This window comes from Klebsiella sp. HN106 (assembly GCF_051209435.1).
GTDB classification, from domain to species: domain Bacteria; phylum Pseudomonadota; class Gammaproteobacteria; order Enterobacterales; family Enterobacteriaceae; genus Klebsiella; species Klebsiella oxytoca.
This window is the reverse complement of sequence record NZ_JBLURD010000006.1, coordinates 286,688-300,091: the sequence shown is the minus strand read 5'-3', so window position 1 is coordinate 300,091 and position 13,404 is coordinate 286,688. Positions and strand designations below refer to the sequence as shown.

Below are 13,404 nucleotides of genomic sequence, written 5' to 3'. Positions count from 1 at the left end.
GCCCAGGACGGGTTCTGCGGGTTATGGTTCAGGAAATCACGCCACAGGACTTCGGCAATGTCAGCCATACCCATCGGGGCACCCGGGTGGCCGGATTTGGCTTTCTGTACTGCGTCCATGCTCAGCGCACGAATAGCGTTAGCAAGCTCTTTACGTGAGGACATTTTGACTCCAGATCGGATAATGAAGGCCATGCCCGCAGCGACTTGACGACAGCGCGTTTTGGGCTACGCCGGAAAAAAGTGTGAACAATGTAACCTAAGCGGCAAAGCATGTACATGGAGCATCCTTTTGCCGTTTAAGAAATCTCTGGAACACGTTGTGCTACGGCGTAATCCTCTCGCCCGCATTCTCATATAGTATTTATAATTTGCACAGGATACGGCAGGTCAGCCATCGCCGTTTTTTCGGATAAAGAACCATAAGATTGTGGATGATAAAAAAATGAAAATTCGCTCAGCTCTTCTTGCCCTTGGGATCGCAGCAACGCTTACCGGATGTCAGAACATGGACTCCAATGGTCTGCTTAGTTCCGGCGCAGAAGCTTTCCAGGCTTATTCACTCAGCGATGAGCAGGTCAAAGCCCTAAGCGACAAAGCCTGTCAGGAGATGGATGCGAAAGCGACTATCGCGCCTGCCAGCAGTGAATACAGCAAACGTCTGAGTAAAATCGCCGCCGCGCTGGGGGACAACATCAACGGCCAGCCGGTGAACTATAAAGTGTACCAGACCAAGGACGTTAACGCCTTCGCCATGGCTAACGGCTGTATCCGCGTTTACAGCGGACTGATGGATTTGATGAATGATAATGAAGTCGAAGCGGTTATCGGCCACGAAATGGGTCACGTCGCGCTGGGCCATGTGAAGAAAGGCATGCAGGTGGCATTAGGCACCAACGCGGTACGCGCGGCGGCGGCCTCCGCTGGCGGTATCGTCGGCAGCCTGTCGCAGTCGCAGCTGGGCGATCTTGGCGAGAAGCTGGTGAACTCACAGTTCTCCCAGCGTCAGGAGTCCGAGGCGGATGACTACTCGTACGATCTGCTGCGCAAACGCGGAATTAATCCTGCGGGCCTCGCGACCAGCTTCGAAAAACTGGCGAAGCTGGAAGCCGGACGCCAAAGCTCAATGTTTGATGACCACCCGGCATCGGAAGAACGCGCTCAGCATATCCGCGATCGCATGAAGGCCGACGGGATTAAGTAAGCCCCGGCGGACTCTCACTGTTTATAGTGAAGAGGAACGCCTTGCGGAGTCCCCCCTCTCCCGGTAAGGAGAGGGTTTGGGCCCTCTAGCCGGGCGTTTTCCCCGGAGGCGGCATGCGGGCTCGCCGGCAGATTAGTACAGCGTCTTTTGCGGCGGCCCGGCAAAACGCAGCGCGCCGATCTGGCCCATCTTCACTTCCACCACCGAGGGCCCCGGCATCGCCAGCGCTTCAGTCATCACCGCCTGGAAATCATCCGCCCGATCGACGCTCCACGCCTGCAGACCGATGGCCTGCGCCAGCAGCGTAAAGTCCGGCGTATGCAGCTCGTTATAATACTGGCGGCCGCCAAAGTACTTATCCTGAATACCGCGCATCACGCCGTAGCCGCCGTCATTCATAATCAGCAGCGTCACGTTAGCCTTCTCCTGTGCCAACGTCGCCAGCTCGCCGAGGTTCAGGCTCAGTCCGCCGTCGCCGACCAGCCCCACCACTTTACGCTGCGGATTAGCAATTGCGGTGCCGATCGCCATCGGCAGCCCCATACCGATAGCACCGGCCAGAGAATGAATATTCATCAGCGGACCGTGGGCGCGAAACAGGCGGCTCCCCCACAGGCTGCCGGACACGGTAATATCGCGAACCAGGATACCGTTCTCCGGCAGCGCCTGCGCGATAGCGTCATTTAATCTGGCGTAATCACCGCACTGTTCGCGCAGCCCCTGCTCCGCCATCGCCACCGCTTCTTTTATTTGGCTATCCCAGCGCGCGTCGCCCCATATTCGCCCCTGCGCTCGTTCCGCCAGCGCGTCTAAAAACGCGCTGCAGTCCGCCACCAGCGTATTGTCCATCAGATAGTTACGGCTGGCCGCCGCCGGGTCGATATCAATCTGTACCCGCGGCGCGGGCAGTTCCAGCGTCCATGAGCGCGTTTCGTTACTGCGCAGACGTGAACCAGCGACAAGTGTGAAATCACATTGTGAAATCAACGCTTCAACCGATGGGGAATTGTGAAATGCGCGCAGGCTGGCGCGGTGGCTATCCGGCAGAATACCGCGGCCATGGGTGCTGGAAATCACCGTCATCCCGGCATCGGCCAGCGTCTTCACCGCCTCGCAGCTCTCTAAAGCGCCGCCGCCGAGCCACAGCAGCGGCCGCTTCGCCTGCTTAAGCTGCGCCCACAGCGCATCAACCATTGCCTCTTCAGCTTCCGCCACCGGTGGCGTTTTCAGCGGCGCGGTCAGCAGCGAAAGCGGAATTTTCACGCTTTGAATATCGATCGGAATTTCAACCGAGACCGGACCGCACGGCGGCGTTTGCGCATCCTGAATCGCTTTATGCAGGAGCGCTACCGCCTGATTGGCGTTACTGATACGGTATGCGCGCTTTGAGCTGGCTTTCAGGAAGGTCAGCTGATCGCGGGTTTCGTGAATAAACCCGGTGTCGGCATCCAGCCAGGCCTTTTCGACCTGACCGGTCAGGTGCAGCAGCGGCGTGCCGGCGTTCATTGCCTCAACCAACGCGCCGACGGCGTTGCCCGCCCCGGCGCCGGTGCTGGTCAGCGCCACGCCGAGCCCGGAAAAACGCCCGTGGGCGTCGGCCATGGTCACCGATCCCGCCTCCCCGCGCGCCGGGACGAAGCGGATTTTTTCCCGCTGGCCGACGGCATCGGCGATCGGCAGATTGTGAATAGAAATGACGCCATATATGGCTTCAACGTGATACTGCTCCAGCGTTCTGGCGATGGCGTCGCCGACGGTTATCATTTCACTCATTGCTCACCCTTCTCTCAATCACACCAGTGGTTGACGCTATTACCCGTCGCCAGATAAATACTCTTCTGCTGCATCCAGGCCTTCAGGCCCTGGATACCTTTTTCGCGGCCCAGACCGCTCTCTTTAAATCCCCCAAACGGGGTGGAAATAGAGAAAACCTTGTAGGTGTTGATCCACACCGTACCGGCCTCCAGCTGTTCGCTCAGGCGCAGGGCGCGGCCGGTATCGCGCGTCCAGATCCCCGCGGCCAGCCCGAACACCGAATCATTGGCCTCGCGGATCAGCGCCGCTTCGTCGCGAAAGCGCATCGCCACCAGTACCGGCCCAAAGATCTCTTCCTGACAGACGCGAGCCCGGTTGTTGAGTCCCTCGACGATCGTCGGCAGGAAGTAGCTGCCCGCCGCCAGCGCCGGATCCGCCGGGATCTCGCCGCCGCACAGCACGCTACCGCCTTCGCGCTTCGCCAGCTCGACATACTCCAGCACGCTCTGGCGATGCTTATCGTTAATCAGCGGTCCGACGTGGGTATCCCCGCTAAACGGGTGGCCCACCCGCAGCCCTCGGGTTAATTCCAGCAGGCGGGCCATTAATTGCGGATAGACTTTTTCATCAATGAACAGACGCGATCCGGCGATACAGGCCTGGCCGCCGGAGCTGAATATGCCGTAGCAGATGCCCCGCGCCGCCTGTTCGATGTCGGCATCTTCCAGCACAATAGTTGGCGATTTTCCGCCCAGCTCCAGCGACGCCGGGATCAGCTTTTCCGCCGCCACGTGCGCCAGATGCCGCCCGGTAGCGGTACCGCCGGTAAAGGAAATTTTGCGCACCTTAGGATGGCGAGCCAGCGCATCGCCAATGACCGAGCCTTTTCCGGGCAGAACGCTCAGCAGCCCGGGAGGTAATCCGGCCTGTGCAAAAATCTTCGCCAGCTCCAGCGCCATCAGCGGCGTCGCTTCCGCCGGCTTGAGGATCACCGCGTTACCGGCGGCGATGGCCGGAGCCACCTTCTGCATTTCGCTGGCGATGGGCGAGTTCCACGGCGTAATCGCCGCCACTACGCCCAGCGGTTCATAGCGGCTCAAGGTCAGCAGATCCGCCTGACGCGGCGTCGGCAGCTCGCCTTCCAGCAGTTCGCAGGCGGCGGCAAAATAGCGCGCGGTGCCCGCCGCGCTCATGACCAGGCCCCGCGCTTCCGCCAGCGGTTTACCGTTGTCGCGGCTCTGTTTACGGGTTAACTCGTCAATTTGCGCTTCAATCAGATCGGCGACCTTATGCAGGATCTTTGCCCGCTGATGCGGCAGCATGGTCCGCCACGTCGGTTCCCGCCATGCGCGATCGGCGCAGTCGATCGCCTCCTGCAGGTCGTCCAGGCTGGCCGCATATAATGAAGCGTTAAGCGATCCATCCGCCGGAAAGCGGCTGTGCATCAGGTTGCCGCCGCCGCGCCGCCACTGACCGCCGATAAAAATGTCTAACTCGTCCATCTCAGCCTCTCTGCGTTATGTCAGTTCGCAGCAGGCGCGTACCGCGCTCAGTGCCGCCAGGGTCGACGTTTTGGGATTGCTGGCGAGCGGCAGACCGCTCAGCTCCAGGTGAAACTCGCCGAACAGTCCTTCGGCGTGCAGCGTATGGGTGTTGCGTTGGGTCGTCGGATCCACCATCAGCTGCACCCGGGTGGCATCGAGACCAATACCGCCCAGCGCCACGGTCGCCGCCACGTTGGCATTCGCCGGAAACAGCCGCGCCGCTTCGCGGGCGCTGCCTTCAAAGAAAATGCGCGTTTCATGTACCGCGCTGAGATCGATAAGCTGCTCAGCGTAGCTGCCGCGCCAGCTGGCCGGACTTTTACGCGACTGATAGGTCACGCGCTCAAGGCCGCCCTCTTTCGCCGCCGCCAGGCCATCAATACCGGCTATCGCGCCCGCCAGCAGCGTGAGCTTGCCGCCCGCCTGGCGAAGGCGCTGTTCCAGTTCGCTATCCGCCAGCGCGCCGGTGGAGATCACCGCCAGATGCCAGCCGCGGGCCAGCACCGCCTCGGCGTACTGCGCTACCGCCTGCTGGCTGGCGCATTCAAGCACCAGATCCGGCGTCCGATCGCACTGCTGCGGATCGCTCAGCGGCGTAACCGCCCCGGCAAACTGCTGGCGGATCGCCGCATGATGCGGCTCGCGAGCCACGATCCAGCCCAGCGACACCTGCGGCGGTAACCGCTCAATGACCGCCTGCGCCATCGCGCCATAGCCGATTAACATCACCTTTTTCATCATCTTTCCTTACAGGTGACGGCAAAAGCCGCCGGACACATCCAGCGCCGCGCCGGTGGTAAACGAAGCCAGCGGCGAAGCGAGAAACAGCAGCGCCTGCGCCGGTTCCTGTGGTTTGCCAAGCCGCGCCATCGGGATCCCGCGCTTACGGGCTATGTCGGCGGTCCACTCTGGCCAGCTCTGGCTCTTATCGCTGCGGTCTGCAAAACGGCGCTGCCACTGCCCGGATTCGACCATGCCCAGCAGAATGGAATTGACGCGAATCCCTTTGCCAATCAGATCCTTCGACAGGGTCAGCGTCATATTAAGCAGCGCGGCGCGGGCGGCTGAGGTGGCGATCATGTGCTCTTCCGGCTGCAGCGCCAGCAGCGAGTTCACGCAGGTAATTGAAGCGATGTCCGACCGTTCAAGCTGCGGCTGGAACGCCCTGACAGGATTAATCACCCCGAACAGCTTCAGTTCGGCTTCGTGCAGCCAGGCCTCGCGCGGCGTATCGGCGAAATGGGCGACATAGCCCTGGCCAGCATTGTTTATCAGCATGTCAGCGCCGCCAAATTGGGCCCCGACCGCATCTGCAAAGGCCTGAACCTCTTGTTCGTTCAGAACGTCGCAGCGCCAGGAAAACACGTCTCCTGCGGGATATTCGTTTAACAGCGCCGCGTGAGCGCTGGCCAGCCGGTCCGGGTTGCGGCCGCAAAAGGCGACTTTCGCCCCTTCGCCCAATAGCAGGCGCAGCGTTTCGAAGCCAATCCCTGACGAGCCGCCGGTGACCACCGCGACGCGTCCTTCAATTTGTGCATTCATCGCGCACCTCTTCCCCTATGCGTAAAAGCTGTTGGTTAAAAAACGTAGCGTTATCGAGATAGCTGGCGTGCCCGGCCTGCGGGATGGCGAGATACGGCATGCCGTAGCGTAGCGCCACCCCCTGCACCAGCTCGGGCTGGGTGATGGCATCCTGCTCGCCGCACCACACGGCGAAGCGGCCGCGGTACCCGGCAAGCCAGCGGTGGATGTCGTCGTGCGCCAGCATCCAGGCGGCGGCGAGATAGCCTTCACTGCGCAGCCTGCGCATGCCTGCCGCGACCGTCGCCACATCGGCTTCGCGCGCGCCGGCGCGCAGCAGCTTCGCCGCCCGCCCCTCGGCCATCGCCTCGCCGCCCAGAGCCATTTGCTGCTGACGCCCCTGCCAGACTTTTTCCCGCTGCGCGGCCTCCGCCTGGCCGTAGCCCTGGGCGACGTCGGCCAGCACCAGATACCGCACGCGCTGGGGATATCTGGCGGCGAAAGCGGCGGCGACCAGCGCGCCCAGCGAATGGCCGAGCAGAACGGTTTTCTGCACCCCGGCGCGGTCAAGCATCCGCGCCAGTGCATCGGCGTAGGCGCCGGCATCCGCCCTCGCCGTCGCAAGCATCGGGCTTTCGCCATAACCGGGCATATCCCAGGCCAGCACGCGGTAGCCGGGAAGCGCCATCTGTTTATGCCAGGAGGCCGCGCCGGAACTGATGCCGTGCAGCAGCGTCAGCGGCGTACCGCTTCCTTGTTCACGAAAACCCGTCATCATCCCCCCTTAGCTACGCTTCACTTTCGACAGCGGATGATCTTCCGGGTAGGTCGGAATATGCGGCTTTGGCGTACCGAGCATCACGCACATCAGCGCTTCTTCCTCGCCGTGGTTGAATAGCCCGCGATAAATCCCGGCAGGAACAGAAATCAGATCGCGTTCGCGCAGAACGGTCTCGGTATAGTTGTCGCCATCCTGAATCATCAGGGTGATCTGCCCTTTGAGCATGAAGAACACCTCTTCCACATCATCATGCAGGTGCAGCGGGCCTTCGCACCTGGACGGCAGTACCATGGTGGAGAAGGTAAAGTGTTCCGCCTGGACGGTATTGCTATCGCTGGCGACGCCGGTCGCGCCGGTGCCGATGTAGCGCATCTGCGCGCGACGATATTTCGGGTCGAAATCTGCCTGGAACTTCAGCGCATTCCAGTCGTATTTACGGCCTTCAAAGCGCGCGATACGCGACTCGACCCACTCTTCCATCGTCAGATGTTCAGGTTTGAGACTCAGTTTTGCAGTTACGGTTGAATCAGTCATCGTTTTATCCTCAGTAACGTCTTAGCAGCGGCAGTAACAGGACGCAGCCCACCGCCGCCATCACCGCCAGAAAAATCAGCCCGGAATCCATGCTGTGGGTGAAGGCGATCAGCGCGCCCATCACCGCCGGCGATAGCGCCCCGGCAAAGTTTCCCAGCCCGTTGAAAATCCCGCCCGCCGTGGCGCTGACTCGCGGATGGGTTGCCTTGGCCAGCAGCGCAAAAATATTCGGTGCGCCGGTCCCCCACATAAAGGTGCTAAAGCTCATCGCCGCAATCACCGGCAGCGGGGTGGTGAAATGCATCACCGCCGCCAGGCCAATGCCTGCGCCCGCCAGGGAAATAAAGCAGGCGGCGGCGCGCTTATCGACGCGGTCAGACAGCCAGGCGCCGATGATTTCGCCGAGCAGCATGGCGATAAACGGCATCGACGACAGCCAGCCGGCGTGTTCGAGATGAATGCCTTTACCCTTAATCAGGTAGCCGGGCAGCCAGCCGTTGATGCCCCACAGATAGGCGAGAAAGGCGATGTTGAAGATGCAGATCATCCAGAAGTGCGGGCTGACAAACAGCTCGCGGCGCGCGCTGCGGCGTGCCTCCTGCGACGTTTGCCCGCCGCTGGCTTTTGCCCCCAGCGTGATGCCGCGCAGCCCGATGCGCACAAAAATCAGTACCGGTACCGTCAGCATCGCCATCACAAAGAAGGTGCTCTGCCAGCCGAAGGTGTTAAGCAACCAAATCGACAGCGGGAAGCCAATCGCCGCGCCGACCGGCGTCCCGAGCAGCCAGAGCATGGTGGCGCGCGCCTGCAAATGCTGGGGAAAGGTATGGCGGACGATAGCGAACGCCAGCGGGAACAGCGGCCCTTCGGCGATACCCAGCAAAATTCGCAGCGTCACCATCAGCGTATAGTTATGGGTAAAGCCCATCACCAGCATCAAAACGCACCACACCGCCATCATTCCGGTAAGCAGGCGCAGCGGCGCAATACGGTCGCCCAGGCCGCTTAGCAGCACCGAAGAGAATCCATAGCTCAGCAGGAAAGCGCTCATCAGTATGCCCAGACGGGTGGTGTCGAAATCGATCCCCATCGCCTGCTGGAAGTGGCTATCGGAAAACAGCGCGGCGATGCTGATTTTGTCGAAGAACGCCAGCAGTACGCAGGCCAGCAGCGACAGCGGAATGGCCCAGCGAACCGCTTTTTCAGGCGTGCGGATGCCCTCGCCGCTCGCCTCAGCAGGCGCGGCGTTAGTCTCTAATGTGGTCATTTCTCCCCCTTAAGGGTGCGGGTTAGCTATCGCAACGACATCAGTGAAAAAGCCGGGTCGGCGAGCGGGACATCGGAAAGATCCCTCCCCGCCGCCATCCAGCGCTTCGCCAGCTTGACGGTGCGCGCATCATTAAACGCCACCAGCTGCGTCAGCCGCCCGTTTTCGTCCAGCGAGAAGTACAGCGAATCTTCACGCGCTATCGTTCTGCTGCCCGGCTGCGGAATACCGAGGATCTGGATATTGTGCTGATATTGATCCGACCACAGCCACGGCGCGTCGTCGTAGCCTGGCGCATCGGGGTTGAGCATCGCTTTTGCCGTCGCCACCGCCTGATTCTGGGCGAAGGCCCAGGACTGGATGCACAGGCCGTAGTGATGATGCTGCGCCACATCCCCGGCAGCAAAGATGAACGGATCCGACGTTCGCCCCTGGCTATCCACAACGATCCCGCGCTCGGTTTTCAGCCCCGCGTCGCGCGCCAGTTCGAGATTAAGAACGACCCCGATCCCCACCACCACCGCATCGAAGGTTTCCCGCCGGCCGTCGCAGTGCAGCGTTGGCAGAGCGTTATCCTCTTCCAGCTCCAGCGCGCCGCAGCCGCAGCGAATATCGACACCCTGCTCGCGGTGCATCTGCGCCAGCGCCTGCGAAACTTCCGCGCTCACCGAACGCATGCACAATGCTGGCTGCTGCTCATAAAGGGTTACGGCCACGCCGCATTTGCGCGCCGAAGCGGCAATCTCAAGGCCAATCCAGCCGCCGCCGACTATCGCCAGTTTTTGACTTGCCGCCAGACGACTTTTCAGACGCTGCGCATCCTGCCAGTGACGCAGGGTATAAACCTGGGGATGCGCCGCCCACGACTCGTCCGGTAGACGCGCTCGCCCCCCGGTGGCGATTAAAAGGACGTTGTAACTCAGGCGTTCGCCGTTACTTAAAATCACCGTTTTAGCTAGTCGGTCAATCCGCTCTGCACGCAGCGGACGGTACCAGGTCAGGTTCAGCGCCTGCTGCGCCTCGTGCGAAAACAAGCGCGGTAGCTGCGCATCGGTATCCAGCAACGCGGCTTTGGACAGCGGCGGCCGTTCATAGAAATCCCATTCCTCTTCCGCCACTACGCAAATCTCGCCCCCGAAGCCCTGGTCGCGCAGCGTTTTCGCCGCCCAGCCGCCCGCCTGGCCGCCGCCGACTATCACGATCCGCGCCGTCATACCGCCTCCGTTTTTTTCTGCTGGCGGCGGGTATCGTGGTCGATTCCGCCTTCCACCGCCCACTCGGTAAAGGAGACCAACGAGTGCTCCAGTTCGCGCGGCTGCCAGTTTTCCGTCAGATAATCATCGTTGGTGTAGTACTCGAAGGCGCCGCCGGTGGGGCTGTTGACGTACCAGAAGTAGGCCGAGGAGACCGGGTGGCGACCGGGGCCGATGAAAGTGCTCCAGGCATTTTTGTTCATCGCGATGCCGCCGCCGATCACCTCGTGAATATCGCGGACGGTGAAAGCAACATGATTCAGCCCGCGCTTACGGTTCGGCAGCTGCAGCAGGAAGAGGTTGTGATGGCCACCGCGCGCGCCGCAGCGCAGGAAGACCGCGCGGTTAATGTAGCGGTCTGACACCTGGAAGCCGAGCACCTCGCGATAGAAGCTTTCGACCGCCGCCAGCTCTTCAACGAAGAACACCACGTGGCCGACGTTGATCGGCTGCGCGCGGTCGTAAACCGGACTCGGCGTGTCGATACGACGAATATCGCCCCACTGATTAATTGGCTCGACGTTCAGCTCCACCGCCTTTTGCTGGCTGACCTGCACTCGCAGCGTCATGCCGTTCGGGTCGAGGCACTCCAGCGCGCCGTCGACCCTGCGGAAGCCAGGCTGACGTTCCAGCTTTGGACGCAGCGCTTCCAGCGCCGCCTGGTCGGCCACGCCCCAGGTCATACGGCGCAGCGTATTGCCGGTTTCAAAAGCCGGCGGCAGGTCGGCGGCCTCCAACGGGTTAAGCTCAATGCGCGCGCCGCTGAGGGTGGTGAACACGCGGCCTCTGGCGTCGCCAGCCAGGCCAAAATCGTGCATAAATTTGGCGCTATGGTTCAGGTCATCTACGCCAAATTCCAGCTTTTCAATTCCGGTAATACTCATTTTTCGTCGCCTCTTTACCGTTCAGTCGCCCGAATTTGGGCGTAAAACATGCCCGACGCACTCAAGCGCCTGCCGTTAAGTGTTTGATTTAACTTGCCTGAGACAAATATCCCAGGAAACCGGAAATTTTGTCCGCCGCCAGGCTGACGTCGTTCTGCAGCCGCTCGCGATCGCTTTGCGGGATCTCATCGGAGGGCACCAGGATACTGACGACTCCCGCCACCCGGCCGCTGCGGTCATACACCGGGTAGACAATCGACGAAATGCCGTGGCGAAAGAACGACTCGCCAATCACATAGCCGCGGGCTTTATCCTGCTGCACCATCTGCCACAGCGCTTCGCGATCGTGCAGCTGGCCCGGGGTGTTGCCCGGCAGCCGCTCGTTGGGGAACAGCTGTTCAAACTCGCTGCGTGAAACATCGGTCAGCAGCATGCGGCCCAGCGAGGTGCAGTGCACCGGCAGCCGGGTGCCGACGCTGACCTGGTTTATCCGCGAACCGGCCGCGCTGACGCGAGCGATGTAGATGATGTCCCGGCCATCGCGGATTGCCAGATGGCTGCTGCACTGGCTGACATCACGCAGCTGCTCGATAACCGGCTGACCTACCTGGGCGATATCCAGCGAGGCAATATATTCAAAGCCCAGCCGCAGCACGTTCATCCCCAGCGAAAAGGTATTGGTGCGCGCGTTGCGTTCGAGAAAGCCCATATACTCCAGCGTTTGCACCACGCGATAGGCGGTCGCTTTCGGCATATCCACCAGCCGGTGCAGCTCGGCGAAGGTCAGATCGCGATGCTGTTCGCCAAAAGCCAGCAGCAGCTGCAGGCCGCGCTCAAGCCCCGGCACCAGATACTTCACTTCCTGCTCGTTCGCCATACCGCCTCACTTATTAGTTAAAAACAAAACCGCCGTTGACCGGGATCAGCTGGCCGGTGATAAACCGCGACAGATCGCTGAGCAGCCAGACTACGCTGCCGGTGACGTCTTCCGGCTGCTGCGCGCCGCTGAGCGCGCGACCGTTTTCATACAGCTGATGGCGTTCCGCGGGCACGTATTCCGTCGCCTCAACGCGGGTCAGCCCCGGCGCGATGGCGTTTATGCGGATCCGTTTCTCCCCCAGTTCGCGGGCCATCGAGCGGGTCATCGCGATCACCGCACCTTTACTGGCCACGTAGGCCATCAGCCGCGGCGCTCCCCACAGAGCGGTATCCGAAGCGACATTGACGATCCCGGCCCCTTCACGCAGCAGCGGCACCGCCGCGCGGGTCACCAGCCAGGTGCCTTTGACGTTAACCGTCATCACCCGATCCCACAGATCCGGATCGTAATCGAGCATGTTTTTCCCGCCGACGCCGGTGGCCATCGCCGCATTATTCACTAACCCGTCGATCGCCCCCCGCTCGCCGATAGCGCTGAATACCCGGTCGATCGACTCGCTATCGGCGAGATCGATCTCATGGGATTCAATGCAGTAGCCCTTTTCCTGCAGACGATGAGCGCTTTCCGCCAGTTCGCCCCGCAGAATGTCGCACATCACTACCGCCGCTCCCTGCCCGGCACAGGCTTCGGCAAAGTGGTAGCCCAGGCCGCGCGCCGCGCCGGTGACGACGATACGTTTTCCGTTCAACAGACCGTTCATCAGGCGGCTCCCTGCTGCTCTTCCAGGGCCGCCAGCTGCTCTTTTGCCGCTTTCTGCATCATGCGGCGCAGGCGGGAAAGGCCGACGTCGTGCTGATAAAGATATTCGCGATCGCGGGCATTCGGCGCCAGGCTTTCCAGCACCACGCGATCCTGTTCGAGCACTTCCCAGTGCAGTTTTTCCAGGCGGTTGCGGTACATAAATCGCCATAGATCGCGCTGCCAGCCCTGTACGCCGCGGATGCGCCAGAAGAAGACGCGGCAGTTGTCGTTATCTTCCGGCACCACCATGCCGACAATCCAGAAGTGGCCGCCCGGCCCGAAGCGCTTTTTGTACGGAATAGAGAGGCGCATCCAGTAGGCCCCGCTGCTGCCCAGTTCGACCCAGTCGAAGTTAACGCCAACCTGCCCTTTTTTCTCAAAAATAAACCCGGTTTTCGTCGGCTGCAGCACCATGTCGGCTTTGCGATCGCCTTCCGCCATCGAGTGCGAGGAGGAGTGAAGATAGGTGCCGTGCATCGGGTCCATCACGTTTTCCAGCGCGTACTGGTAGTTGCATTTCCACGCTGCGGTACACAGGAAGTGGCTAAATTTGTCGCTATTGGCCAGCTCTTCCGGAAAGCTCAGCTCATCAGGCTGCTGGTCGGCGGTGACGCCAAACCACAGGAAAATGGCGCCATGCGCTTCCTGAACGCTGTAGCTGCGAACGCACTGCTGACCCACCAGCGGGCAGCGGTCAACCGCCGGGACGTCTTTCACTTCGCCGTTACCGGCCACTTCCACGCCGTGATACCAGCAGGCAATGCGATCGCCCAGGTTCCAGCCCATCGACAGGCGCGCGCCGCGGTGCGGGCAGCGGTCTTCCAGCGCCTGCACCTGGCCATCTTTATTGCGCCAGACCACAATCTGTTCGCCGAGGCGGGTAATCCCCACCGGCGCCGACTGCACTTCCCAGCTCGCCAGCACCGGATACCACAGGCCGCGTAATCCTTTATCAAGATAGTTCTGTACCGTTGTTGTCAT

Annotated in this window: 14 protein-coding genes; 1 reads left to right on the top strand and 13 read right to left on the bottom strand. The window is 61.3% G+C overall.

The features are described from left to right. On the bottom strand, positions 1-164 hold a 164-nt coding region (locus ACSIPU_RS17195), incomplete at its 3' end, for a hypothetical protein (protein WP_172614012.1). Between the two features lie 280 nt (positions 165-444). Between ACSIPU_RS17195 and ACSIPU_RS17190 the strand changes: the two genes are divergently transcribed. After that, positions 445-1,203, top strand: a complete 759-nt coding sequence (locus ACSIPU_RS17190; RefSeq protein ID WP_017145438.1) for a M48 family metallopeptidase — start codon at positions 445-447, stop codon at positions 1,201-1,203. Positions 1,204-1,335: 132 nt separating this feature from the next. On the opposite strand, the gene ACSIPU_RS17185 is transcribed toward ACSIPU_RS17190, so the two are convergent. From ACSIPU_RS17185 to ACSIPU_RS17130, 12 genes are all read right to left on the bottom strand, one after another. Continuing rightward, positions 1,336-2,976, bottom strand: a complete 1,641-nt coding sequence (locus ACSIPU_RS17185; RefSeq protein ID WP_017145437.1) for a thiamine pyrophosphate-binding protein — start codon at positions 2,974-2,976, stop codon at positions 1,336-1,338. Positions 2,977-2,990: 14 nt separating this feature from the next. Then, positions 2,991-4,460, bottom strand: coding sequence for an aldehyde dehydrogenase (locus ACSIPU_RS17180; protein WP_032729248.1), 1,470 nt, complete (start codon positions 4,458-4,460; stop codon positions 2,991-2,993). 15 nt (positions 4,461-4,475) lie between these two features. Further along, positions 4,476-5,240 carry an aspartate dehydrogenase gene (locus ACSIPU_RS17175; protein WP_004115341.1) on the bottom strand — a complete coding sequence of 255 codons (765 nt, stop codon included), beginning with the start codon at positions 5,238-5,240 and terminating at the stop codon, positions 4,476-4,478. Positions 5,241-5,249: 9 nt separating this feature from the next. Beyond that, the gene (locus tag ACSIPU_RS17170) at positions 5,250-6,044 is read right to left on the bottom strand and encodes an SDR family oxidoreductase (protein WP_032729247.1); all 795 of its coding nucleotides are present in this window, start codon (positions 6,042-6,044) and stop codon (positions 5,250-5,252) included. Then, on the bottom strand, positions 6,028-6,798 hold the full coding sequence (locus ACSIPU_RS17165) for an alpha/beta fold hydrolase (RefSeq protein ID WP_032729246.1): 771 nt from the start codon (positions 6,796-6,798) through the stop codon (positions 6,028-6,030). Before ACSIPU_RS17165 ends, ACSIPU_RS17170 begins: the two co-directional genes overlap by 17 nt. A 9-nt stretch (positions 6,799-6,807) precedes the next feature. After that, the gene (locus ACSIPU_RS17160) at positions 6,808-7,338 is read right to left on the bottom strand and encodes a cupin domain-containing protein (RefSeq protein WP_032729245.1); all 531 of its coding nucleotides are present in this window, start codon (positions 7,336-7,338) and stop codon (positions 6,808-6,810) included. 10 nt (positions 7,339-7,348) lie between these two features. Beyond that, a complete protein-coding gene (locus ACSIPU_RS17155; protein ID WP_032729244.1) occupies positions 7,349-8,605 on the bottom strand; it encodes an MFS transporter in 1,257 nt (418 codons plus the stop codon). A gap of 26 nt (positions 8,606-8,631) precedes the next feature. Beyond that, the gene (locus tag ACSIPU_RS17150; RefSeq protein WP_196558174.1) at positions 8,632-9,819 is read right to left on the bottom strand and encodes an NAD(P)/FAD-dependent oxidoreductase; all 1,188 of its coding nucleotides are present in this window, start codon (positions 9,817-9,819) and stop codon (positions 8,632-8,634) included. After that, the gene (locus ACSIPU_RS17145) at positions 9,816-10,742 is read right to left on the bottom strand and encodes a VOC family protein (protein WP_032729243.1); all 927 of its coding nucleotides are present in this window, start codon (positions 10,740-10,742) and stop codon (positions 9,816-9,818) included. Before ACSIPU_RS17145 ends, ACSIPU_RS17150 begins: the two co-directional genes overlap by 4 nt. Positions 10,743-10,830: 88 nt before the next feature. Continuing rightward, positions 10,831-11,619 carry an IclR family transcriptional regulator gene (locus tag ACSIPU_RS17140; protein WP_004105673.1) on the bottom strand — a complete coding sequence of 263 codons (789 nt, stop codon included), beginning with the start codon at positions 11,617-11,619 and terminating at the stop codon, positions 10,831-10,833. Between the two features lie 13 nt (positions 11,620-11,632). Continuing rightward, positions 11,633-12,382, bottom strand: a complete 750-nt coding sequence (locus tag ACSIPU_RS17135) for an SDR family oxidoreductase (RefSeq protein WP_016807911.1) — start codon at positions 12,380-12,382, stop codon at positions 11,633-11,635. Beyond that, on the bottom strand, positions 12,382-13,404 hold the full coding sequence (locus tag ACSIPU_RS17130; RefSeq protein ID WP_004115357.1) for an aromatic ring-hydroxylating oxygenase subunit alpha: 1,023 nt from the start codon (positions 13,402-13,404) through the stop codon (positions 12,382-12,384). The genes ACSIPU_RS17135 and ACSIPU_RS17130 overlap by 1 nt, the downstream gene beginning before the upstream one ends.